The organism is Kribbella caucasensis, assembly GCF_004361855.1.
GTDB lineage: Bacteria > Actinomycetota > Actinomycetes > Propionibacteriales > Kribbellaceae > Kribbella > Kribbella caucasensis.
The window spans coordinates 1-22,866 of record NZ_SNWQ01000049.1; the positions used below are offsets into that span (position 1 = coordinate 1).

A 22,866-nucleotide genomic window follows, 5' to 3' on the forward strand; every position below is an offset into this window, starting at 1 on the left:
ACCCCACGCCACATGCACGACACGCCCCTGTTCACCACAACGTTGCTCCAGGCAACAGCGCCGCGCAGTCAACCAATGCCCGGTGAGAAAACCTCAGTGCGCGTGATCGACACAGCGGCAGGACAGACGTGCAGCAACAAGGAAGCCGCATTCAGCTGGAACCAAACAGGTCCAGCAGGTCCACCGGGTCCGGCAGGCAGCCAGGCGGCCTATCTCGCCCGTCACGATCCACGCGAAGGCGGGATCGATATCGAGGCCGGAGTGCGCGAGATCCTCGAGTCAGTCGACTTCACTACCGTTGAGCCGGGCTGGTATTTCATTGCTGCCCAAGTCCACGTGGTCCAGGGTGGGACTGGCAAGGTCAAGTGCTTGCTGGGTGGCGGTAATGAGGAGCCCTACGGTGTTGATTTCGACAGCGTCGAACTCTCGGTCGGCGGCGTGATCAGGCTTCAGACCACTATCTATGTATACGAGCGGCCAGTGGAGCTTTCATGCACGGCAGAGGGTCTGGCCGATGGCGAGGTCGCCCGGGTCACCGAAGACGAGCTCACTATGATCGGCATCGCCCCAGAGCAGCGCTGACCGGGCTATGACCTGGTCGGGTTGGTTGCTTCGGTTAGGGCGGCTACCTCGTCGTTGGTCAGGGTGAAGGTGAGGGCTGCGGCGTTTTGGGCGGCTTGCGTTGCGTTCTTGGCGCCGGGGATGGGGAGTACGCCGTCCTGCTGGATCAGCCAGCGCAAGGCGACCTGGCTGGGACTGCGGACGTGCCGGGTGCCGATCTCGCCGAGTAGGTCGACCAGTCGGGTGACATCCACCAGGCTCTTGCCGCGGAAAGTCGAGTTGTAGCGCCGCCATCCAGCCGGTCGCGAGGTGGCCGTGTACTTGCCGGTGAGCGCGCCCGAGGCCAGTGGCATGTATGCGATGAGGGTGGCGCCCAGTTCGCGGCAGGTGTCGAGTACGCCGTCGGTCTCGGGGTTGCGGTGCAGCAACGAATACTGGACCTGGTTGGAGGTGAGCGCCAGCCCTCGCCGCGTGAGTTCGATGTGGGCAATGCGCATCTGCGAAGCGCTGTAGTTGCTCACGCCAACGGCCCGGATCTTGCCCTCGTCGACGGCGTCCGCCATCAGGTTCATCAGCGTCGGGATGGACATCCACCTGGACGGGAAGTGGATCTGATACAGGTCGATTCTCGTCCGCCGCAGCCGTGCCAGGCTGTCCTCCAGCGTTGCCGGCAGACTGCTCGCACGGGAGAAGAACCCGAACGGGAACTTGGTCGCGACGACGACGTCCTTGCCGTCGGTCAGCTCACCCACTCGGCGCTCCGAAGCCCCTTTGCCGTACATCGCCGCGGTGTCGACGAAGTTGACCCCGGCGGCCAGGCTCACCTCAAGCGCCGCGAGCTGGTCCTCCGCGCTGCCGGTCGGACCGTAGACGTTGCGAGCCGGATTGAACCGCGGCGCGGCCGACATCTCACCCCAAACCATCGCCCCGATCCCGAGCCGCGACACGCGAAGGTCCGTCTGCCCCAGGGTCATCGAAAGTCCACCCGGCTCGGCCATCCCGGCCACCTCAGCTCATCGACGCATCCACGTCCATGATGCCACTCACGACCGTCGTCCCTGGATCACCAGGTACTGCGCGGGAAAGACGACCCTCGTACCGCCCGAAGTGTTGTGTCGTTCGAACAACTCGATCAACTCGTCGCGCAGAGCAGACCATCGCCCGTCCGACTCGAGCGCCCGGCGAGCCAGTACGACGGGTCCGAACCACGTCGCGTAACACTCGATCGCTTTCTGCACCGAATCGTGGTGGAGATTCGATACCTCGCGGGTGAACTCGAGTTCGATTCCGGTGCCCTCGAAGAGTTCGCGTACGTGGTCCTCGTCGCCCCACAGCAGCGGCGGATCGACGTACTCCGGGAGTGGTGGCAGACAGCCGCCGACGATGCGGAAGAACTCGCCGATCGAGCCCTCGGGAGTCCACGTACACAGGCCCATGCGGCCGCCCGGGCGAAGGACGCGGGCGATCTCGTCGGCGACGACCTCGTGCCGCGGAGCGAACATGGCGCCGAAGGTCGAGAGCACCACGTCGAAGCGCTGGTCGGCAAACGGCAACTCCTCGGCGTCGCCCTCCAACCACTCGACCTGGACACCCGCCGCGTCGGCCCGTCCACGAGCCGTGTCGAGCATCTCGGGGGTCAGGTCCAGTCCGGTGACAGTCGCGCCGGTCTGGGCCGCGGGGATGGTCGCATTGCCTGTCCCACAAGCGATGTCGAGCACGTTGTCGGTGGCGGTGACACCGATGCGTCGTACCAGATGTGGTCCGACTTCGTACAGGCCCTCTTGACGCATCATCGCGTCGTAGTCACCAGTCGCCCAGGTGATGCGGGCGCTCTCCTTGTACTCCACCAGTTGCTCCATGGATCGAGCATCGACCGCCGACGCCGACATCCGCTTCGCCTGGGAAGGCCAACCAAGCAAGCGCACGAATGGCCTAGTCAGGCCATTCAGAACAGGCCGAGACGGGTGGCTCCGGCGACGGCGGCCGCGCGGGTCGAGCAGCCGAGCCGGATGTAGATGTTGGCGATGTGCCGATGCACGGTGTGCTCGCTGACGACCAGGCGCGCCGCGATCTCCTTGTCCCCAAGGCCGTCCGCCACGAGTCGCAGTACTTCGACCTGTCTCGCGGTGAGCACATCGTGCTGTCGGGCAGTGACGCCAAGGTCCGCCAAGCACCGCAGCGCGATACCGGCTTCTCGGCGGGCTTCATCAACGCGGCCGAGTGTCTCCAGGACGCGGGCCAGTTCGAGCCGCGCGTGTCCTGCCTCGAGCGGCGCTTGGCACCCTTCGAACATCTCGATCGCGTCCTGGAAGCACTCGCACGCCAGCGCGGATCGCCCGGTTGCGGCGGCATGCAGACCTTCGACAACTCGCGCGGAAGCCTGCAGCGGCTGGGTCCGAACGGTTCCGGCGATCGAGCAGAACTCCTCGAGATGCCCCGCCGCGGACTCGTACGCACCCAACGCCACCTCCGCCCGGACGAGAAGTTCGAGCGGTCCCGCACGACTCACCGGGTTGGTCGTCGGAATACGCCGAAGGACGCGGTTGAGCAGGTCACGTGCGGCCCCGGGATCACCTCGTTCCAGACTCACTTCGGCCATCCCACGCCGAGCCAGCGGATGTCCGGGGGCCTGGCCGAACAACTCCTCCGCCTCGGCCAACCGCCCCTGCCGCCGCCGGAGCTCGCCCAGTCGTACGACGGCCTCGGCCCGCCAGTACGGACGGTTCTCCGTCAGATCGTCGCGGGCACGGGTGAGCTCGCGTTCGGCCTCGGCGAAATCGCCATGCCAGGTGAGGATCGCGGCGTAATGCGCCCGGCAGACCCCGGTGACGAACCGGATGTTCATCCGCCGGCTGAACTCGTCGACCTGCCGGCACCACTGGGTACCACGGACGTAGTCGCGGACCTCCTCGCAGGCCGAGATCAGCCGGCAGCACGTCCAAGCGGCCGGCGCGAGATTCTCGTACTCGCCGGCCAACGCGGCAGCCGTCGCCTCGTCGAGATACCGCATGCCCTGGTCGACCAACCCCTCGGCCACCAGCGCCAACCCCTCGGTCGCGAGGCCGAACATCTCCAGGTCGACGGCACCATGCCGACGACCAGCTTCACGAGCCTGTACTGCGAGTCGCCGGGCGGACGCGGTGTCGTGACGAGCGAGCGCGGCGTGAGCGTCGAACACGGTCAGCCAGCCGTGCTCCGGCCCCGGTTCCAGTCCGTCGAGAAGACGAGTGGCCCGGTGGAACCAGCCGTCGGCGACAGCCGTGGCGCCACGGAACTCGTTGTGGTCGTCGCCGAGCCACAACGCCATCCTGGCCGCACTCCTGGCATCATCGCGTCGTCGGTACAGCCGGTACGCCTGCTCCCGCGAGTCCAGGCATCGCGGTACATCCTCGAGCCACCAGACGGCCCAGCTCAGCCCCTCGAACGCCTCGGGTGATTCGAACTGCCGCAGCGACCGCTCGAACTCGGACCGGGCGGCCAGCCAGTCACCCCGCGAAAGCGCGGCCTGGCCGGCGATCACGGCCTCGTCGAGCGACTGTGACTCGGCCACTTGGCCACCGTAACCCGCCTCGTGTTCCGACACGGACACTAGGCTGGAGATGTGCCCAGCGGCGCGGTGACGCTGTTCCTGGGTGGCGACGTGATGCTTGGCCGCGGTGTCGACCAGATCCTTCCGCACCCGGGCGATCCCAGGCTGTGGGAACGAGGGATCCAGGACGCCCGCATGTACGTGGAGCTCGCCGAGAGCGCGAGCGGCCCGATCCCTTGGCCAGTGGACTTCGCGTGGCCGTGGGGCGATGCGCTGGCGTTGCTCGACCACTTCGCGCCCGACGCACGGCTGGTGAATCTGGAGACCAGCGTGACGGCCGCCGGCGCCGCTGCACCAGGCAAAGGGGTTCACTACCGGATGAGTCCTGGCAACGTGCCGGCGCTGATGGCGGTCAACCCGGAGGTGTGTTCGATCGCCAACAACCACGTCCTCGACTTCGGCGTCGATGGGCTCAAAGAGACGCTGGAGGTACTGCGACGGGCGGGTGTTCCAGTCGTCGGCGCCGGCGTGAACGCGACCGAGGCCGCCCGACCGGTGATGGTGCCGACCGCATCGAGCAGGGTGGTCGTATTCGCCTTCGGCTCGACGTCCAGCGGCGTACCAGAGGGCTGGGGCGCGACCGAATCCAGACCAGGTATCGCGCTGCTCCCTGACTTGTCCGACCGCACCGCCGACGAGGTCACCGAGCAGGTGTCACGGTTCAAGCAGCCGGGCGACCTCGTCGTCGTGTCAGTGCACTGGGGGTCCAACTGGGGTTACGCGATTCCGCGGCGCCAGGTTCGTTTCGCCCACCGGCTGATCGACGGCGGAGTTGATGTGGTCTACGGGCACTCCTCGCATCATCCGCGGCCGATCGAGGTGTACCGCGACCGGCTCGTCCTCTACGGCTGCGGCGATCTGATCGACGACTACGAGGGCATCACGGGCTTCGCGGAGTACCGCGATGACCTCCGCCTGCTGTACCTCGCGACCATGGAGTCATCCGGTCGACTGACAGCGCTGCGGATGATCCCGATGCAGGCGCACCGGATGCGATTGCGGCCGGCCGATCCGGAGGACTGCGCGTGGTTGGGCCAGACCCTCGACCGGATCAGCCGCAGCCATGGCACGCGGATCACGCTCGACCAGGACGGCCTGCTCGTCTGCATCCTGTGAAAAGAAGTGTCGGGGTGGAGCGCTCGGTGACAGCATCTGGGGATGCCTACTTTTGCTGCCACAGACGGGGTTGAGCTGAGTTATCGAGTCGTCGGGGAAGGGAAGCTGGATCCGGTGGTCTGTGTGCCGGGTGGGCCGATGCAGGCGAGTGTGTATCTCGGGGATCTGGGTGGGCTGGACGCGCATCGGCCGCTGGTGATGCTGGATCTGCGGGGCACGGGTGGGTCAGGAGCGCCGGCCGGCGAAGCGTCGTACCGGTGTGATCGGCAGGTCGCGGATGTGGAGGCGTTGCGGGAGCAGCTCGGGCTGGAACGGATGAACCTGCTCGGGCATTCGGCGGGCGCCAGTCTGGTGGTTGCGTATGCGGCGACGTATCCGGAGCGGGTCGGGTCGCTGGCGTTGATCACGCCGAGCCCACGGCCGGTCGGGATCGACGTACAGGCGGATACGCGGCGGGAGATCTTGGCGTTGCGCAAGGGCGAGCCGTGGCATGAGGCAGCGGCCGCGGCGTTCGAGGAGATCGCGGCCGGACGAGGGCAGGAGTCACACTGGAACGCCGTTGCACCGATGGCTTATGGGCGATGGGATGACGTGGCGCGAGCGCATCTGGCCGCCGAGGCGAGTCAGCGGAACAACGCGGCCGCCGCGATCTACTACGCGGACGGCGCGTTCGACCCGCCGGCGATCCGGGCAGCACTGGCGAAGGTCGATGCGCCAGTGCTGCTGATCGCCGGCGAGCTTGACTGGGGTACGCCGCCCACCGCGGCCGCCGAGTTCGCCACCCTCTTCCCGAACGCCCACCTCGTAGTCCAGCCCAACACCAGCCACTTCCCCTGGCTAGACGCCCCAGAACCCTTCGTCACAACCATCACGGGCTTCTGGGCCGACCAGGGGCGCTGAAACACGAAGGCTCACATGAGCGGGATGAGTTTGGCTTCTTCTTCGTCCAGGTGGTGGTTGAGCTGGTCGATCAGGGTGTCGATTTGGGGGAGGAGGGTGGAGGGGTCGGGGGCGGAGACGAGTTGTTGGAGGTCGTCCAGGAGGAGGGCGATCTTGTCGTGGTCGGCCTGGAGGGCGGCGATGGTGGGGGCCAGGTCCGGGTGCTGCTCGAGGAGCGAGGGGAAGAGGCCTTTGCTTTCGGCGGTGTGGTGATAGTGGAGGCCTTGGCAGAGGGTCAGGCAGTTGATGCGGAGTTGGGCACCGAGCTTCGGGCCGGCTGAGGCGGCTTCCTTGCGGACCAGGGCGAGTTCGCGGCGGAAGTTGTCGTGGATATTGCGCAGCGCCTCGCCGAAGGAGGACCCGTTCGGGGGTCCGCCGGCAACGTGGGTGAGGGCTACGACGGGGATGGTTCGGGTGGTCCGGCTCTGGTAGTCGTCCCAGCCGGGATCCGCTTCGACCAAACGCGCGAAGATCTCGTCGCGCTCCACGTCGCGTAGTACGGAGGCCTCGGCCTCGTAGGTGAAGACGCCGGTCTCGACAGTGACGCGGGGGTTCGCGACGAGGTTGTGGTACCAGTCGGGGTGCTTCGGGCCGCCGCCTGCCGAGCCGACGATGAGGACGCGGTCGGCCGAGTCGGGGTAGTAGCCGAGCACTGCCGTGTGCGGGCGGCCGGAGCGGGCGCCGGTGGTGGTGAGCAGGAGCAACCGAGCGCCGTCGAATGGACCGCCGACGCGGCCGGCATTGGCGCGGAACTCCTGGATGATCTGTGCGGTGAAATCGTTCAGCATTCGCTACTTTCTTGTGGATATGGGCATGACGAAGTGCCCGCGCGGAAACGCGGGAGGGATATCCGCCGGGCGCACGAGAGCGCGCACGACGCAGTAATTCAGGAAAAGAGGAGCGACGCGGCAGTCATCACGCGACGGAAGAAAGCGGAGGGCCTCGACAGGCCCTCATCCCGCTCAGAACGCAGCCGGGAACCCAACTCGTACTTGGCTCGAGGCCGACCCGGCAGTCACGGCGTAGACCCTACCGCAATCCCAGGGCGACCTCGACAGCCTCGTCACCCGAGTGGTCCCGCGCCCACCTCAGCCGAGAATGCTACCCAGCGTAGTCGGCCTGCGTCGGGGAGCGAGATTTTCATGGGAAATGCAAGGTCTTGGCATAAATTGTCCGGGAATCCCGCGAAAAAGTTCAGAAAACCTGTAACGGGGCTGACGTTGTGACGATAAAGGGATCGAGCGGCCAGGCTGGGGGGCTTAGTGGTCGCTCCGGTGCTTCTTCGGGACCACCGAATGTGGGGGGCCTCAGCAGGTGCTCGCCCGGGGCGGGGCGAGCACCTGCAATGAGGATCAGCCCTTGATCCCGACGTGGGCCATGCCCTCGACGAAGCGCTTCTGGGCGAACACGAACATCACGATCATCGGCAACGTCGCCAGCGTCGTACCGGCCATCAAATACGGCCACTGCACTTCGGCCGGGTTCTGCGCGAAGATCGCCAGCCCCAGCTGAAGTGGTCGCAGCGAATCCGACGTGGTGATCATCAGCGGCCAGAGGAAACCGTTCCAGGCGGCCTCGATCTGGAACACGCAGATGGTGATCAGCGCCGGTTTGACCAGCGGCGTCATGATCCGCCAGAAGATGCCGAACTCACCGAGCCCGTCGACCCGGGCCGCCTGAGCCAGCTCGGTCGGGATCGACACGTAGAACTGCCTTGCCAGGAAGGTGAACAACGGCGCCGCCCCGAGCGGGATGATCAGGCCCCACCACGAGTTCAGCCAGCCGATTCCGCCCTGGCCGAGGATGTTGTTGCCGCCGAACAGCGGGATCGACTTCACGATCAGGAACAGCGGCACCAGGATGATCTGGAACGGGACGAGCAGCAGCAGGATGAAGTAGCTGAGCAGCGCCTTCGACCCGCGGATCGGGAGTTTCGCCAGCGCGTACCCGGCCGTCGTACAGACCGCCAGGGTGAAGGCGGTCTCGCCGACGGCGATGAACAGGCTGTTGCGGAAGTACCGGAGGAACGGCGCCGTCTGCATCGCCTCGACGAAGTTCCGCCAGCGCAGTTCGCTCGGCAACCAGGAGAACTTCATGATCTCCAGGTCGTTCTTGAACGCCGTCAGCACCATCCACAGGAACGGCGTGATCATCAGGATCGCGCCGATGCTGAGCCCGACGTACAGCAGGATCCGGCCGATCCGGATCCCTTCCGGCTTCGCCGCGCTTTGCACCGAAGTTGCCGGGACTGTTGCGCTAGTCATTGACATCCGCCTTCTGGAGCAGGCGTCCGAGGCCGATGAAGATCGCGATCACGAGCATCATGATCACGGTCTCGGCGGACGCGAAGCCGAGTCGCAGGGCCTGGAACGCGTTCTGATAGATGTCCAGTACGAGGACGTGGGTCTCGGTGCCGGGCCCGCCGCGGGTCATCACATAGACCAGGTCGAACACCTGGAACGTACCGACGATCGACGTGACCAGGACGAAGAACTGCACCGGTCCGAGCGCCGGCCAGGTGACGTTGACGAACCGCTGCCACCGGTTCGCGCCGTCCAGGGAGGCCGATTCCATCAGGTCGCGGGAGACGCCCTGCAACGCGGCCAGGTAGATGATGATCTTCGTCCCGAGCCCTTGCCAGATGCCGACCACCATCAACGACGGCAGCGCGGTCGACGGGTCCGAAAGCCAGCGGCCGGGTGCGAATCCGAACAGGCTGAGGAACCCGTTCGCCAGCCCGGATCCCGGGTTGTAGATCCACAACCAGATGGTGGCGATCGCGACCGTCGCGGTGACGGTGGGCAGGTAGAACGCGGTCCGGAAGAACCCGATCGCCTTGATCTTCTGGTTCAGCCCGATCGCCACCGCGAGCGAGATCGCCATCGACAACGGCACCACGACGACGGCGTACAGAAGGGTGTTGGCCAGGGCGGCGCGGAAGTCGACGTCCTGGAAAAGCTCGCTGTAGTTGGCGAATCCGATCCAGGACCACGAGTCGCCGAAGCTGTAGTCGGTGAAGCTGAGCACGATCGCCGCCACCACAGGGATCACGATGAAGATCCCGGAGTGCAACAAAGCGGGCGCCAGGAACAACCAGCCGGCCCGGACCTGGCTGCGGATCAGCTTGCGGCTGTCCTTGGCCGGGGCGACCTTGCGGGGCTCGGTGAGAGCGGGCGTTGGACGTTCTTCTACGGTGGCGCTCATCGGGATTGTCCTGCCAGGTTGGCCAGCACCTTGGCGGGATCCTTCTGACCGAGGACCGCCTGGGTGAGCTGGATGTCGAAGTTGCCGCGCATCTCGAGCCAGTTGGACGGCGGGCTGTTCTCGTTGATCGCGTGCGGCAGACCCTCGGCGACGAACTTGCTCAACGGGTTCGACTTCGCCTGCGGGGAGTTGGCCGCGTCCTTGTACGCCGGGAGTTTCTTGTTCAGCTTGGCGATCTCGTCCAGCGTGGTCGGCTGGGTGAGCGACTGGATGAAGGCCCAGGCCGCGTCCTTGTGCCGGCTGCGCGACCCGATCGAGGCGAGGTCGCCGCCGACGTACTCGATCTCCTTGCCGCTGTCGAACCGGAAGAACTTCAGATCGTCGCAGTTGGCCTGGCCGATGCCCTTGTCCGTACAGTCGACCGCACCGCCGACGATGCCCATCGCGGCCTCACCGGTCAGCACGAGCGGTTGCTGGGCGGCGTTCTGCTGGCCGTACGGCTGGACGTTGTTGATCATCGACTTGATCCAGTTCAGCGTCTCCAGGCCCTTCTCGTTGTCGAAGTTCGGCTCGCCGTCGACGTACAGCGGCGTACCGGTCGAGGCCAGGAAGGTGGTGAACGACTGCCGGAACCCGGTCGGCGAGGCGAGGTCCATCCCGCTGCGGGTGATGGTCCCGTTGGCGTCCCGCTTGGTCAGCTTCTCGGCCGCCACCTTGAGCTCTTCGAGCGAGGTCGGCGGGTTGTCCGGATCGAGGCCGGCCTCCTTGAACGCGCTCACCCTCAGCGCGACCGCACGGGCGTCGGCGACCAGCGGATAGGCGTACAGCTTGCCGTCGTACGTGGCCGGCTGGATCATCGCCGCGATGCTCTTCTCCCGGATCACGTCGGGCGTCACGCCGTACGCCGCCAGGTCGGTGAAGATCCGCTTCGACGCGAACGGCTGGACCCATCCGACACCGGTCACCATCACGTCGTACGGGATGCCGGCCGCGATCGAGGTGGACATCTTCTCGTTCAGGTTGTTGTACGTCGCGAAGTCGGGCTCGACCTTCATCTTCGGGTAGGTTTTGTGGAAGTCCTCGACGACCTTCTCGAACGCCTCGCGGCCCTTCGTACTGGCCGGGAACGACGGGAGCAGCACCCGCAACGTCCCGGTCGCCTCGGCCGGCGGGACACCGTCCGTACTCTTGTCGATCACCCCGTTGCCACAGGCGCTCGCCACCAGGCCGATCGCCGCGACGAGCACCACCAGTCCTGCACCACGTCTCACAGGGGACTCCTTCGCTGCCGTGTACTCCGGCCGAATGTGACGACCGGACCACCGAGTGCAGCCGAAAGTATGGGAAAGCCCTTTCCTCGTCAATACCTCAGCGCTCGAATGATCAAATTCGATCACCCGCGGAACCCAAACGATCAAAGTTCCACCACGCGGTCCGCCCTCACGCCCCCTTGGACTGCAGGACGCTCGTGTTGGGGGCGCAGGACTCTCGGATGCGGAGTTCTGGGAGGAGGCTCAGGTGCTGGGTGGGGGCGGGGGGTGATTGGAGTTTGTGGATGAGGAGTTCGCAGGCGGTTTGGCCGAGGGTGAACTTGGGTGGGCAGACCGCGGTGAGGGGGACGACGGCGAGGGCGGCGGTCACGTCGTTGTAGGCGATGACGGACAGGTCGCGGGGGACCTGGAGGCCGCGTTCCATGGCGCGCTCGATCAGGCGGGCGGCGTGTTCGTCTGAGTGCACCAGGACCGCGCGGGCGCCGTGCGACTCGCACTCGGCGAGGAAGGCGTCGAGTTGGGCGAGCGTGACCGGGTCCTCGCCGCGTGCGGGCAGCTCGACCGGGGAGACGAAGAGGTCCACGTCCAGGTTCTCGGCCGCCTCGGTGAGGCCGCGGCGGAGCCAGTACGCCGTGACGCTGTTGTTCAGGTTGACCCCGATCTGGGTGTGCCCGAGCGATACGAGATAGCGCAGCGCCAGCATCGCGCCGTACGCGTGATCGGTGCGGACGTGGTCGAACTCGTGCGCGACGTGCGGGAATCCGAAGGCCCGTTCCATCAGGACGACAGGTACGTCGATCGCGTCCAGCTGACCCCCGAGATCGGCGGCGCGGCCGTCGCCGAGTGCGGTGCTGACCAGGAACCCGGCCACACCGAGGCCGAGGATCCGGTCGAGCCGTTCCCGCTCCACGTCGACGTCGTACCCGGAGACCCCGAGCACCAGGCGGGCGCCGTACCGGTCGGCCATCGCCTCGGCGCCGCGGATCACGTCGGTGTAGTAGTGGGTGGCGCTCGGGACCACGATCCCGATGGTCAGCTGGCTGCCCGGGGACGCGGTGGGACTGGAGCTGGCGCCGACCGCTCCCCCGTGGACCCGGCGCAGCAGTCCGGCGGAATCCAGTTCGGCGAGGTCGCGGCGTACTGTGATCGCGGAAACGCCCAGCTCGGCGGCCAGCTCGGCCACCCGGAGCCGGCCGTGGCGGCGCAGGCTCCGCAGGATCAGCTCGTGGCGCTCCGGTGCAAGCATGTGGTCGGTCCCCTGGATGATCTACGGGTGATTGTTTGTGATCATACGATCATCGAGGGGCCGTGAGGACCAGAAGGAGTACACGGTGAGTGAGGAAACCAGCCGGACGAACGTCGTGATGGCGAAGCTGTCGATGGTGGGCGACCTGCTCATGCTGCAACTGGTGTTCCTGGTGCTGAGCGTGGGTGTGGTGACGCTCTTCCCGGCCGCGTTCGCGCTGCAGCGGACCCTGCCGTACGCGATCGGCCAGGAGCACCCGGCCCTGCTGCGGCGGTTCTGGAACGAGTTCAAGTGGGCATTCGGCCGCTTCTGGCTGATCGGCCTCGGCCTGTACGCCGGGGCCGTGGCGCTCGCCTTCGGTCTGCTGTTCTGGGCCTCGACGGACGGGCCGGTCCGGATCTTCGCGCTGGCGGTCCTGGTCCCGCTGAGCGGAATGGTCATCGGCCTCTACCTCAGCGCGCTCGCCGTGCTCCCCGACTGCACCGACGAGACGACGCCACGCAGCTTGTTCCGCGCGGCCAATCTGTTCCTGCTGCGCCGGTCCCTCGCGGTCGCGGGCGGCGTGGTCGGCCTGCTCACCTGGTTCCTGCTGGTCGGGCGGCTGCCCACCGTCTTCGTGATCGGTTCCGGCCTGGTCCCGGCGCTGCTCGCGTACTGGATCTCCCGCACCACGACAGACCGTCCGAAGAAAAATTCGGGGGACGTGTCAATCTGACGACTTCTGATCCGACGTGTAGGTGAAAGCAACCTACGGATCAGAAGGAGAACCCGGATGCACGCGACGACCGAGACCCTGGCGACTTCGCCGGCCGCGCAGGGCGGCCGCTCGCGCTGGCTGGCGCTCTACACACTCTGTGCGGGCATGTTGATGATCGTGCTCGACGTGACCGTGGTGAACGTGGCGCTGCCCGCGATCCAGGACGACCTGGGATTCACCAGTTCCTCGCTGGCCTGGGTGGTGAACGCCTACCTGATCGCCTTCGGCGGCCTGCTCCTGCTGGCCGGCCGGCTCGGCGACCTGCTCGGCCGCCGGAACATCTTCGTGGCCGGCCTGACCGTCTTCACCGTCGCCTCGGTGCTGTGCGGGCTGGCGGGATCGCAGGAGGTACTGGTCGCGGCCCGCTTCCTGCAAGGCGTCGGCGGCGCGCTGACCTCGGCCGTGATCCTGGGCATGATCGTCACGCTGTTCCCCGAACCGCGGGAGCAGGCGAAGGCGATCGGCGTCTACGCGTTCGTCGCCTCGGCCGGCGGCTCGATCGGCCTGCTCGCGGGCGGCGTACTGACCCAGGCGATCAACTGGCACTGGATCTTCTTCATCAACCTGCCGATCGGCATCCTGACCGCTGTCCTGGCGATCAAGCTGATCGACAAGGACAAGGGCCTGGGGATGGGCCGCGGTACCGACGTACCGGGTGCTGTCCTGATCACCGCGGCGCTGATGGTCGGCGTGTTCACCATCGTCAGCCCGGCCGCCGAGCTGGGCTGGACCGCTCCCCGCACGATCGCCCTAGGGCTGCTGAGCCTGACTCTGCTGGCCTGCTTCATCGTCCGCCAGGCGACCGCCTCGAACCCGTTGATGCCGCTGCGCATCTTCCGCTCGCGCAACCTGACCGGCGCGAACCTGATCCAGGCACTGTCCGCATCGGGCATGTTCGGCATCTTCTTCCTCGGCTCGCTCTACCTGCAGCGCGTGCTCGGGTACGACGCCCTGGAGATCGGGCTGGCGTTCCTGCCCACCACGCTGGTGATGGGGCTGCTGTCGGTGCGGTACTCGGAGAAGCTGGTGATGCGGTTCGGTCCGCACCGTCCGCTGGTCGCCGGTCTGGTGCTGATCACGATTGGCCTGGCCCTGTTCACCCAAGCCCCGGTCGGCGGCCAGTACGTCGTACACGTGCTGCCGGTGCTGGTGCTGCTCGGCCTGGGTGCCGGGATCTGCTTCCCGGCGCTGATGGGCCTGTCGATGGCCGACGTGAAGCCCGAGGACGCGGGCCTGGCCTCCGGCCTGATCGGTACTACGGCCGAGGTCGGCGCCGCACTCGGCCTGGCGGTCCTGGCGACCCTGTCCGCCACCCGGACCGAAGCCCTGGCGGCTGCCGGCAAGCCCGCCCTGGACGCCCTGACCGACGGCTTCCACCTCTCCTTCGCAATCGCCGGCGTCATCGTCGCCGCCGCCGTAGTCATCGCCTGCACCGTGATGCGGCCGCGCCCTTCGGCTGCGGCTGAGGTTGAGGTTGAGGAAGGGGACGAGCTCGCGCTCGACGCCGCCTGACCAGCCCTTGTACTGCGGAACTCCGGGCGCCCGGAGTTCCGCAGTACTTGTGGGTTCAGAGGTTTGTCCACAGGGCGGGGGGCTGGGGTCGTCGGGGGGCCTGGGGATAGGAGAGGATGAGGGCCGTGACGGGGAGCGGCAGAATGCTCCGGTCAGTTGGACGACGAGGGGACACGGCCAGTGGTTTTGCAGTCGATCGAGCAGCGGATCGCAGCTGAGCTCGAAGTCGGCGAGGGGCAGGTCCGGGCAGCCGTCGGGCTGCTGGACGAGGGCTCGACGGTGCCGTTCATCGCGCGGTACCGCAAAGAGGTCACCGGCATGCTCGACGACGCGCAACTGCGCACGCTCGAGGAGCGGTTGCGGTACCTGCGCGAGCTGGAGGAACGCCGGCAGACCGTGCTCGACTCGATCGAGAGCCAGGGCAAACTGGACGACGCCCTGAAGGCGGCCATCCTCGCGGCGGAGACCAAGTCGCGGCTGGAGGACATCTACCTGCCGTTCAAGCCGAAGCGGCGGACCAAGGCGATGATCGCCCGCGAGGCCGGCCTGGAGCCGCTGGCTGACGGACTGCTCTCAGATCCGGACGTCGAGCCGTTCGCGGCAGCCGCGGTGTTCGTCAACCCCGAGCTGGGGGTGGCCGATCCGCAGGCCGCGCTGGACGGGGCTCGCTCGATCCTGGTCGAGCGGTTCGCCGAGGACGCGGACCTGATCGGCGAGCTACGCGAGCGGCTCTGGACCCAGGGCCGGCTGGCGTCGGCGGTGCGCGAGGGCAAGGAGACCGACGGCGCGAAGTTCTCGGACTACTTCGATTTCGACGAGCCGTTCACCAAGATGCCGTCGCACCGCATCCTGGCGATGTTCCGGGGCGAGAAGGAAGACGTGCTGTCGCTGACGGTCGAGCCGCTGCCCGCCGGTGCCGAAGCGGACGGGCCGACGGAGTACGAGACCACCATCGCGCGCAAGGTCGGCGTGGAGAACCAGGGCCGCGCGGCCGACAAGTGGCTGGTCGAGACGGTTCGGTGGGCCTGGCGGACGAAGATCCTGGTGCACCTCGGGATCGACCTGCGGATGCGGCTGCGGCAGACCGCCGAGGACGAGGCGGTCCGGGTGTTCGCGGCGAACCTGCGCGACCTGCTGCTCGCCGCCCCGGCCGGGACGCGCGCCACGATGGGCCTCGACCCGGGGTTCCGGACCGGCGTGAAGGTCGCCGTGGTGGACGCGACCGGCAAGGTGGTCGCGACCGGGGTGATCTACCCGCATGTCCCGCAGAACCAGTGGGACAAGTCGATCGCTCAGCTCGCCCAGCTGGCCGCCGCGCACAACGTCGAGCTGATTGCCATCGGCAACGGCACGGCGTCGCGCGAGACCGACAAGCTGGCCGCCGAGCTGATCGCCAAGCACCCGGAGCTCAAGCTGACCAAGGCGGTCGTGTCCGAGGCAGGCGCGTCGGTCTACTCGGCGTCGGCCTTCGCCTCGCAGGAACTGCCAGGGATGGACGTGTCGCTGCGTGGTGCGGTATCGATCGCGCGCCGGTTGCAAGACCCGCTGGCCGAGTTGGTGAAGATCGACCCGAAGTCGATCGGCGTCGGGCAGTACCAGCACGACCTGCCGGAGAACTCGCTGTCCCGCTCGCTCGACGCGGTGGTCGAGGACTGTGTGAACGCGGTCGGCGTCGACCTGAACACGGCCTCGGCGCCCTTGCTCACCAGGGTCTCGGGGATCACGCCGGGTCTGGCGGACAACATCGTCCAGCACCGTGACCAGAACGGGCCCTTCAAGTCGCGGACGTCGTTGAAGGAGGTGCCGCGGCTCGGCCCGAAGGCGTTCGAGCAGGCGGCCGGCTTCCTCCGGATCCCCGACGGCGACGACCCGCTCGACTCGTCCAGCGTGCACCCGGAGGCCTATCCGGTGGTACGGCGGATGCTGGACAAGACCGGGTCCGACCTGAAGGCGCTGATCGGGAACACCTCGGCGCTCAAGTCTCTGAAGGCGGCGGAGTTCGTCGACGACACCTTCGGGCTGCCGACCGTGACCGACATCCTGGCCGAACTGGACAAGCCCGGGCGGGACCCGCGGCCGGCGTTCAAGACCGCGACCTTCGCCGAGGGTGTCGACAAGATCGCCGACCTGAAGCCGGGGATGAAGCTGGAGGGGCAGGTCACCAACGTGGCCGCGTTCGGCGCGTTCATCGACATCGGCGTGCACCAGGACGGGCTCGCGCACGTCTCCGCGCTGTCGAAGAACTACGTCAAGGACCCGCGCGAGGTGGTCAAGCCGGGCGACATCGTCAAGGTCAAGGTCCTCGAGGTCGACATCCCGCGCCAGCGCATCTCCCTCACGTTGCGGCTGGACGACGAACCCGGTGCGCCGACCTCCGGCGGCCGCTCAGGCGAAGGCCGCGGCCAGAACCGAGGCGGCCGTGGTCCCGGCGGCAACGCGGGCGGCGGGCAGGGCGGCGGTCAGGGCGGTCGTGGGTCTGGCGGCGGTCAAGGGGGTCGCGGGCCTGGTGGTCAGGGCGGTCGTGGTCCCGGCGGTGGTCAGGGTGGTCGCGGCGGATCGGGCGGTCGCGGACAGGGCGGTCAGGGCCGGGGCGACTCGAAGCCGGACACCCCCATGGACGAAGGTTCCCTCGCCGACGCCTTCCGCCGAGCCGGCTTCACCGTCCGCTGACCCAACAGGACCATCAACCGACCGGTACCCAGCTCTGGGTGCCGGTCGGTTCTCGTCTGCGGAGGTCTACCGCAGGTCTGCCAGGTGGCCGCCGGGGTCGCCCAGGTGGACGGCTGTTGCCTTTGGTGCGTAGCCGATTCGGCGGTAGACGCGGTCGGCGCCGTCGTCGCCCGGAGTCAACCAGGCCAGGGTCGCACCGCCGCGTTCGAACGCCTGCTGGGTCGCAAAGGCGGTCGCGAGCGCACCGAATCCGCGCCGCTGGTGGCTGTGCAGGGTACCGACACCGACGACCTCGGTCACCCCGTCCGCCACTGCGGTCCACGCCGCGGTCGCCACCGGTACGCCGTCCAGCCGGATCAGCACATTGCCTCCGTCAGCCGGGTTCGGCTGGAAGGGATTGGCGGCATCGGGGTCCTCGTACGCGTCGGCTGCGACGGCATTCGCCGCGGCCTGCTCCGCCGACGACTCGACCACCGAGGCCGTGACCCCGGTCGGCAGGTCCGGCACAAGCAGGTCATCCGGTTCGACGACGAGCAGGGGCGGACGGGAGCGGATGATCATGCCGTTCGCGACCAGGGCCTCGGCGAGACCGGGGCTCGCTTCGTCGATCAGCTCGGCACTCAGCCACCGACCCTCAGCGGCGAAGGCCTGGCGGATCGTCTCCAGTGCCCACGGCAGTTCTTCCGGGTCGAACGATGCACCCGGCTCGGCGGCCACCGCGCCCGAGAGGTACCAGACGTCCCGCTCGTGCAACAGTCCAACCAGCGGCCCGGCAACGATCTGGCGCCGGGAACGGATCCGACCTTGCAAGTGAGCGGACGCGATCCGCACGGCGATCTCCACAGCGCGAACCCTAGTCCGTTGCCAGTAGGACGAGGTCGAGGAGGCGGTTGAGGTCTGCGTCGGTGGGGGGTGAGTGGAGGAGGGTCGCCAGGGAGTCGAGGGTGGCGAGGAGTTGGGCTTCTACGGCTCGCCGGCTGCGACCGTTGCCGGCCAGGCGGTGGACGACCGACTTCGCACGGGGCGACTCAGCAATCAACGCGGCAAGGTCGCTGCGAGGTTCGACCACCTGCTCGTCGCCGACGATGGAGAGCTGGAGTCGCGCGCCGAGGGCGGCCGTCAGGCGCTCGAGGGCGGAGACGGTCGGGTTGCCGCGGCCGTTCTCCAGATTGGCGATGTACGGGACGGACAGCCCCGCGTCCACCGCCACCGACGCGATCGTCCGGCCGGCCGCCTTGCGCCGCTCGCGTAGTTCCGCACCCAGCTCCATACCACCCGAGCTTATCTCCATAGAACACTCTTGCCAAGAATTCTTCTGGTGAGATAGCTTCGGCGAGCGTGAGGATACTACGGATCCGCGACTTCCGGTTGCTGTGGACAAGCAGCGCGATCTCCGGGATCGGGTCCTGGCTGCTCGTGGTGGCGATCCCGTTCCACGTCTTCCAGCTGACCGGATCGACGGTCGCGACCGGCTTCGCGCTGGCCCTGGAAGCCCTTCCGGCGTTGACGATCGGGCCATGGGCCGGGGTGTTGCTCGACCGCTGGGAGCTGTCCCGCGCGATGTGGCTGGCCGACCTGGTCAGCGCCGGCGCGGTCGCGCTGATCCTGTTCGCCGACACCGCGCACGAGGTCTGGATCGTCTACGTCGCCATTCTCATCGAGAACCTCGCGACCACCGTCTTCCGTCCCGCCTCCAGAGCTCTCCTCCCGACGGTGGTTGGCACGGGCAACGACCTTGCGGCGGCCAATGCACTTTCGGCCATCTCCGGCAGCGTGATCCGGCTCGCCGCACCACCTCTCGGCGCCCTGCTACTCGCCGGACCAGGCATCGAGTTCGTCCTGATCACCGACATCGTCAGCTACTTGTTGTCGGCGGCAATCATCTCCGCGATCCGCGTCCGGCCATGGCTCCAAACGCAGGAACCCCAGCGCCCGCTCGAAGGATTCCGGTACGCCGGTCGGAGCAAAGTACTTCGCGGTCTGCTGATCGGCAACGGCGTCTTCCTCACCGCCAACGCCGGCCTGACCGCGCTGCTCGTCCCACTAGTGGTGAACCGCTTACACGCGCCCGGCTACACCGTCGGTTACCTGATCTCCGGACTCGGCGCCGGCTACCTTATCGGCGCGGCCATCAGCACGAAAGCCCTGACCTGGTTGGGAATCCGCGACCTGCTGGCCATCACCCAACTCGCGACGGCGGCCGCATTCTTCGCCCTCGTCAACGCCCCGAACGTCCCCTGGGTGATCGCCGCCGCAGCGCTCGTCGGGATCCCCGGCAGCATCCTCCTGATCACCACCGAGACCACCATCCAGCGCGTCACCCCACACCACGTCCTGGCCCGAGTCGGCGCCCTCTTCTTCGCAGTCGACTCCCTGACCATCATCCTCGGGGCTCTCACAGCACCACTTCTGACCACCGTCGCCGGCCTACCCCTGGCGCTCAACATGCTGGCCGCGTTCGCCGTACTGGCAACGCCCGCGACGCTCCTCGCCATACCAGGGCATCCGGCGCAGATCACTCGCCCAGCCACGAGATCAGACTGATTCGGTTTCGCGGGTGTCGTAGCGGGCTCGGGCGGTGGCGATCTCCTGCTGGTGGGTTTCGGTCCAGGTGACGAGGGACTGGATGGTGTCGTGCAGGGTGACACCGAGTGGGGTGAGCTCGTAGTCGACGCGGGGCGGGACGACGGGGTGGACGGTGCGGCTGACCAGGCCGTCGCGTTCGAGCTGGCGCAGGGTGACGGTGAGCATGCGCTGGCTGATGCCGTCGATGGTCTTCTTCAGCTCGGTGAACCGCATGCACCGGTTGTCGAGCAGCGCGATGACCAGCAGGGACCACTTGTCACCGATCCGGTCCAGGATCTGCCGGACGTCGCAGTCCTCGCGGGTGTCCCACTGGAACGCGTCCTCGGTGCAGCAGGAGTGACTCGGTTCCTTTGAAGTGCCTTCTTCCACAATTCCCCATGGTTCCTCACGATGGGTTCAGTTACAAGAGATAACCGACCCAACGATGAGGAACCACCTATGTCATCGACCGTTGCCCAGGACCGTCTCACCGGACGAGCCTGGGCCGTTCTGTTCGTCCTCTGCGGCGCGATCTTCCTGGAGGGCATCGACGTCTCGATGATGGGCGTCGCGCTGCCCTCGATCCGGGCCGAACTCGGCCTGTCCACCAGCGAACTGCAGTGGGTGGTCAGCGCCTACGTGCTCAGCTACGGCGGCTTCGTCCTGCTCGGCGGCCGGGCCGCGGACCTGCTCGGCCGGCGCCGGATGTTCGTCGGCTGGCTGGCCGTCTTCCTGCTCTTCTCCGGTCTCGGTGGGTTCGCGACCGAGGGCTGGGTGCTGATCCTGGCCCGCTTCGTCACCGGGATCGCCGCCGCCTTCATGACCCCGGCCGGCCTGTCCATCATCACCACCACCTACCCCGAGGGACCGCAACGCACCAAAGCCCTGCTCGTGTACGCCGGTACCGCGGCAGCCGGGTTCTCCCTCGGCATGGTCGTCGGCGGGCTGCTCACCTCGATCGACTGGCGCTGGGTGTTCTTCGCGCCAGTGGTCCTCGCCGCACTGCTACTCGTCGGCGCTGTGACACTCCTTCCGCGGGAAAAACGCCCGGGCCGCCGGGAGCACGGGTTCGACCTCGCCGGGGCACTCACCTTGACCGGGGCAATGTTGCTCCTGGTGGCGACTGTCGTCCGCGCGCCGGACGTGCGATCGGGGCAGACGATCACCACGTTGATCGCCGGAGTCCTGCTGCTCGGGTTGTTCGTTGCGATCGAGCGCCGCGTGGCCGCACCCCTTGTCCGGCTGGGGATTCTGCGCAACCTCCCCCTGGTCCGGGCGAACGTCGGGGCGATCCTGCTGGTCGGGTCGTTCGTCGGCTTCCAGTTCGTCACCGTGCTCTATCTGCAGGAACTGCGGCACTGGTCCGAACTGGAGACGGGGCTCGCGTTGATGGTGATCGGGATCGACTCGGTACTGGCTCCGACGCTGACCCCGCGACTGGTGAACCGTTTCGGCAACGGCCCGGTGATCTTCGGGGGATTCATGCTCGCCGCGGCGGCGTACGCGTTGTTCCTGCCGATCGGAGCGGACTGGGCGTACGTCGCGATGCTGCCGACATTGATCCTGCTCGGCCTGGCGTTCTCCTTGGCGTACGGCCCGCTGACGATCGCGGCGACCGATGGCGTGGCCGAGGAGGAGCAAGGACTGGCGAGCGGCGTACTGACGACGTCGTTCCAGTTCGGCTCGGCACTCGGGCTCGCGGTGGTGGCGGCCGTGCTCGCCGCCGCGGATGAACTGACGCTCGACGGGTTCCGTACTGCGCTCGTGGTTCCCCTGGTCGCGGCAGGGCTCGGGTTGCTCGCGACCATCCCGGGTCGTCGGGGCAAACCGGCCATGGCCTGAAGGAAAACCTTCCGCGCAGGTGGGTCGACCGGCGTGTCGATCCACCTGCCGGGGCGTTCGGAATCAGTGTGTGCCCGCACCATTGCCAACGGTTACCAGGACGTCCGACTATTCGACTTCTGTCGAAAGAACTCGAGGACCGAATCGTTATCGGCAAATCCCGGTAAACAATCTTGACAGCACCTTTGGACAGGCCTTGGCCGGAACCGTTCCCATAGCCCTCTGACCAGCGGTTTCACCGTTGGAACGGAGGCAGCGTAAGGCCTCTGTTAAGGTCCTTCCCGGTCTATTCCCGGACCCTGGCTTTTGGGGTGTTCTTTTCTTAACAACCCGTGAGTACGCCAGATCCGAAGGAACATCATGACCGAGTCGCCGTCGAACCCCGCAGAGCAGCGTCGCGTGCGGGTCTGGTTCGGCACTCACCCGATCGCGGACCACACCTCCGCGCTCGACCAGGCCGCCCAGTACGAAGAGGCCATGCGGCGGCGGTTCGCCTCCCTCCGGGTCACCAACGAGCCGGTGCTGACGGCAACCACTCCGGGGCGAGTGCGATGACCACCCGCCCGACGTTGCTCGGCTACGTTCGCGCCGACGCGCTCAGTTGCGCGGAGGAACTGGCCGCGGCGACCGATTCGCTGGTCGCGTTCGCCAGCGCGGAGGGCTTCACTCTCGGCACCGTCTACACCGAACGCGACGCCGCCGAATCCGCCGCTTTCCACGCCCTGCTGGACGAAGTGAAGCGGACGGACGTGCGGGCGGTCGTAGTACCGACGATGCAGCACCTCGGCGCGGTCGGACCGTCGAGGCTGCACGGGCAACTGGAATTCCACCAGGCCGGCATCTGGGCGGCCGGAACGCGTTAACCCCTCAGGCAAGCGGAGCTGGCGTCTTGACCCCTGCATCGGCGCCGGTTCCGCTCTCCACCTCCACAGCTGCACCGGGAATGCCCGGGTGGTAGTGGACTTATCAAGGCCCCACCGGCTGCTACCGGTGGGGCCTTGTCGTTTGTTCTGGTGTTTCGTACTACGTCCGTTCGGCCACCCGCCGGATTTTCACCCGCGAGTAGTTGCGCTAGGCAATGATGGTGTAGCCGTACCGCTTCATCACCGCGGCCGTCGCGGCGTTGAACACCCCGGTGACCGGCAACTGGAAGCGTTTCTGGATCTTCTTCGTCATCTGCTGGAAGTGCAGGTGCCACGGCACACCCGCGGGCGGCCGGGTCTCGGCCTTGCTGATCGCCGCCACCTTCGGATGCGCCGCCCAGGCGAGCACCTGGGCCCGGTCCGCTCCCCAGACCCCGCTCATCGAGTCGTGCGTGCGCGCGTACTCCATCGCGCCGAGCGAGATCGTGGTGTTCGGCGGCGGTGGTGGCGCGACCGCCGGAACCGGGTTCGGATGATGCTTCAGGTAGATGTCCCACGTCATCCCGTAGTACCCGGGCGGTCCGTCGTCCTTGCCCCGGTTCGCCAGCCCGTTCTTGCACCGTCTGTACTCCGCGACCAGGGCCCCGGCATAGTCGTGTTTCAGCAGGTCAGGAGCAGGTTGAGGATGGTTTCGGGGTCTCGGGCGTGATGTCGTAGGCGTTGGGCGATGT

General features: G+C 67.2%; 21 protein-coding genes and 1 pseudogene. 10 read left to right on the plus strand and 12 right to left on the minus strand.

Annotation, left to right across the window (positions count from 1 at the left end; genetic code table 11):
- The coding region (locus EV643_RS42610) for a hypothetical protein (RefSeq protein ID WP_238166201.1) at positions 1-582 on the plus strand (582 nt) is incomplete at its 5' end.
- Positions 583-587: 5 nt separating this feature from the next.
- Here EV643_RS42610 and EV643_RS42615 read toward each other — a convergent pair.
- The 3 genes from EV643_RS42615 to EV643_RS42625 form a co-directional block, all read right to left on the minus strand.
- On the minus strand, positions 588-1,535 hold the full coding sequence (locus tag EV643_RS42615; RefSeq protein ID WP_133805937.1) for an aldo/keto reductase: 948 nt from the start codon (positions 1,533-1,535) through the stop codon (positions 588-590).
- Between the two features lie 69 nt (positions 1,536-1,604).
- Entirely contained in the window at positions 1,605-2,420 is an 816-nt protein-coding gene (locus EV643_RS42620) for a class I SAM-dependent methyltransferase (RefSeq protein ID WP_166665796.1), read from the minus strand.
- Between the two features lie 86 nt (positions 2,421-2,506).
- Positions 2,507-4,111 carry a LuxR C-terminal-related transcriptional regulator gene (locus tag EV643_RS42625; RefSeq protein ID WP_133805939.1) on the minus strand — a complete coding sequence of 535 codons (1,605 nt, stop codon included), beginning with the start codon at positions 4,109-4,111 and terminating at the stop codon, positions 2,507-2,509.
- A gap of 51 nt (positions 4,112-4,162) precedes the next feature.
- On the opposite strand from EV643_RS42625, the gene EV643_RS42630 reads away from it, so the two are divergent.
- Both EV643_RS42630 and EV643_RS42635 read left to right on the plus strand, forming a co-directional pair.
- The gene (locus EV643_RS42630; protein WP_133805940.1) at positions 4,163-5,266 is read left to right on the plus strand and encodes a CapA family protein; all 1,104 of its coding nucleotides are present in this window, start codon (positions 4,163-4,165) and stop codon (positions 5,264-5,266) included.
- 42 nt (positions 5,267-5,308) lie between these two features.
- On the plus strand, positions 5,309-6,166 hold the full coding sequence (locus tag EV643_RS42635) for an alpha/beta fold hydrolase (RefSeq protein ID WP_133805941.1): 858 nt from the start codon (positions 5,309-5,311) through the stop codon (positions 6,164-6,166).
- A gap of 11 nt (positions 6,167-6,177) precedes the next feature.
- Here the strand turns inward: EV643_RS42635 and EV643_RS42640 are convergent, their stop codons facing one another.
- The 5 genes from EV643_RS42640 to EV643_RS42660 all read right to left on the minus strand — a co-directional run bounded on the left by EV643_RS42640 (position 6,178) and on the right by EV643_RS42660 (position 11,926).
- The gene (locus EV643_RS42640) at positions 6,178-6,993 is read right to left on the minus strand and encodes a nitroreductase/quinone reductase family protein (protein ID WP_133805942.1); all 816 of its coding nucleotides are present in this window, start codon (positions 6,991-6,993) and stop codon (positions 6,178-6,180) included.
- Between the two features lie 564 nt (positions 6,994-7,557).
- Positions 7,558-8,469: a carbohydrate ABC transporter permease gene (locus tag EV643_RS42645; RefSeq protein WP_133805943.1), complete on the minus strand. Its 912-nt coding sequence runs from the start codon at positions 8,467-8,469 to the stop codon at positions 7,558-7,560.
- Complete coding sequence (locus tag EV643_RS42650) at positions 8,462-9,409, minus strand: carbohydrate ABC transporter permease (protein ID WP_133805944.1); 948 nt, start codon at positions 9,407-9,409, stop codon at positions 8,462-8,464. The genes EV643_RS42645 and EV643_RS42650 overlap by 8 nt, the downstream gene beginning before the upstream one ends.
- Positions 9,406-10,680 carry an extracellular solute-binding protein gene (locus EV643_RS42655; protein WP_133805945.1) on the minus strand — a complete coding sequence of 425 codons (1,275 nt, stop codon included), beginning with the start codon at positions 10,678-10,680 and terminating at the stop codon, positions 9,406-9,408. The genes EV643_RS42650 and EV643_RS42655 overlap by 4 nt, the downstream gene beginning before the upstream one ends.
- 169 nt (positions 10,681-10,849) lie before the next feature.
- Positions 10,850-11,926: a LacI family DNA-binding transcriptional regulator gene (locus EV643_RS42660; RefSeq protein ID WP_133805946.1), complete on the minus strand. Its 1,077-nt coding sequence runs from the start codon at positions 11,924-11,926 to the stop codon at positions 10,850-10,852.
- Between the two features lie 85 nt (positions 11,927-12,011).
- On the opposite strand from EV643_RS42660, the gene EV643_RS42665 reads away from it, so the two are divergent.
- The 3 genes from EV643_RS42665 (at position 12,012) to EV643_RS42675 (ending at position 16,865) form a co-directional block, all read left to right on the plus strand.
- Positions 12,012-12,641: a YesL family protein gene (locus EV643_RS42665; RefSeq protein ID WP_133805947.1), complete on the plus strand. Its 630-nt coding sequence runs from the start codon at positions 12,012-12,014 to the stop codon at positions 12,639-12,641.
- A 57-nt stretch (positions 12,642-12,698) separates the two neighbouring features.
- Positions 12,699-14,195: a DHA2 family efflux MFS transporter permease subunit gene (locus EV643_RS42670; protein ID WP_133805948.1), complete on the plus strand. Its 1,497-nt coding sequence runs from the start codon at positions 12,699-12,701 to the stop codon at positions 14,193-14,195.
- Between the two features lie 180 nt (positions 14,196-14,375).
- Positions 14,376-16,865 carry a Tex family protein gene (locus EV643_RS42675; protein ID WP_133805949.1) on the plus strand — a complete coding sequence of 830 codons (2,490 nt, stop codon included), beginning with the start codon at positions 14,376-14,378 and terminating at the stop codon, positions 16,863-16,865.
- Between the two features lie 66 nt (positions 16,866-16,931).
- On the opposite strand, the gene EV643_RS42680 is transcribed toward EV643_RS42675, so the two are convergent.
- Positions 16,932-17,708, minus strand: coding sequence for a GNAT family N-acetyltransferase (locus tag EV643_RS42680; protein WP_133805950.1), 777 nt, complete (start codon positions 17,706-17,708; stop codon positions 16,932-16,934).
- A gap of 10 nt (positions 17,709-17,718) precedes the next feature.
- Positions 17,719-18,135 carry a helix-turn-helix domain-containing protein gene (locus tag EV643_RS42685; protein WP_166665797.1) on the minus strand — a complete coding sequence of 139 codons (417 nt, stop codon included), beginning with the start codon at positions 18,133-18,135 and terminating at the stop codon, positions 17,719-17,721.
- A 68-nt stretch (positions 18,136-18,203) separates the two neighbouring features.
- On the opposite strand from EV643_RS42685, the gene EV643_RS42690 reads away from it, so the two are divergent.
- Positions 18,204-19,409 carry an MFS transporter gene (locus tag EV643_RS42690; protein ID WP_166665798.1) on the plus strand — a complete coding sequence of 402 codons (1,206 nt, stop codon included), beginning with the start codon at positions 18,204-18,206 and terminating at the stop codon, positions 19,407-19,409.
- On the opposite strand, the gene EV643_RS42695 is transcribed toward EV643_RS42690, so the two are convergent.
- Positions 19,401-19,820, minus strand: a complete 420-nt coding sequence (locus EV643_RS42695; protein ID WP_133805953.1) for a winged helix-turn-helix transcriptional regulator — start codon at positions 19,818-19,820, stop codon at positions 19,401-19,403. The two genes, EV643_RS42690 and EV643_RS42695, sit on opposite strands and share 9 nt — an antisense overlap.
- 69 nt (positions 19,821-19,889) lie before the next feature.
- Between EV643_RS42695 and EV643_RS42700 the strand changes: the two genes are divergently transcribed.
- The 3 genes from EV643_RS42700 (at position 19,890) to EV643_RS42710 (ending at position 22,135) form a co-directional block, all read left to right on the plus strand.
- The gene (locus EV643_RS42700) at positions 19,890-21,272 is read left to right on the plus strand and encodes an MFS transporter (protein WP_133805954.1); all 1,383 of its coding nucleotides are present in this window, start codon (positions 19,890-19,892) and stop codon (positions 21,270-21,272) included.
- A 360-nt stretch (positions 21,273-21,632) separates the two neighbouring features.
- Positions 21,633-21,827, plus strand: a complete 195-nt coding sequence (locus EV643_RS42705) for a hypothetical protein (RefSeq protein ID WP_133805955.1) — start codon at positions 21,633-21,635, stop codon at positions 21,825-21,827.
- Positions 21,824-22,135 (plus strand): hypothetical protein, encoded by a 312-nt coding sequence (locus EV643_RS42710; RefSeq protein WP_133805956.1) that lies wholly within the window; start codon positions 21,824-21,826, stop codon positions 22,133-22,135. Before EV643_RS42705 ends, EV643_RS42710 begins: the two co-directional genes overlap by 4 nt.
- A 208-nt stretch (positions 22,136-22,343) precedes the next feature.
- Here the strand turns inward: EV643_RS42710 and EV643_RS42715 are convergent.
- A pseudogene (locus tag EV643_RS42715) lies at positions 22,344-22,866 on the minus strand (hypothetical protein); the annotation flags it as partial.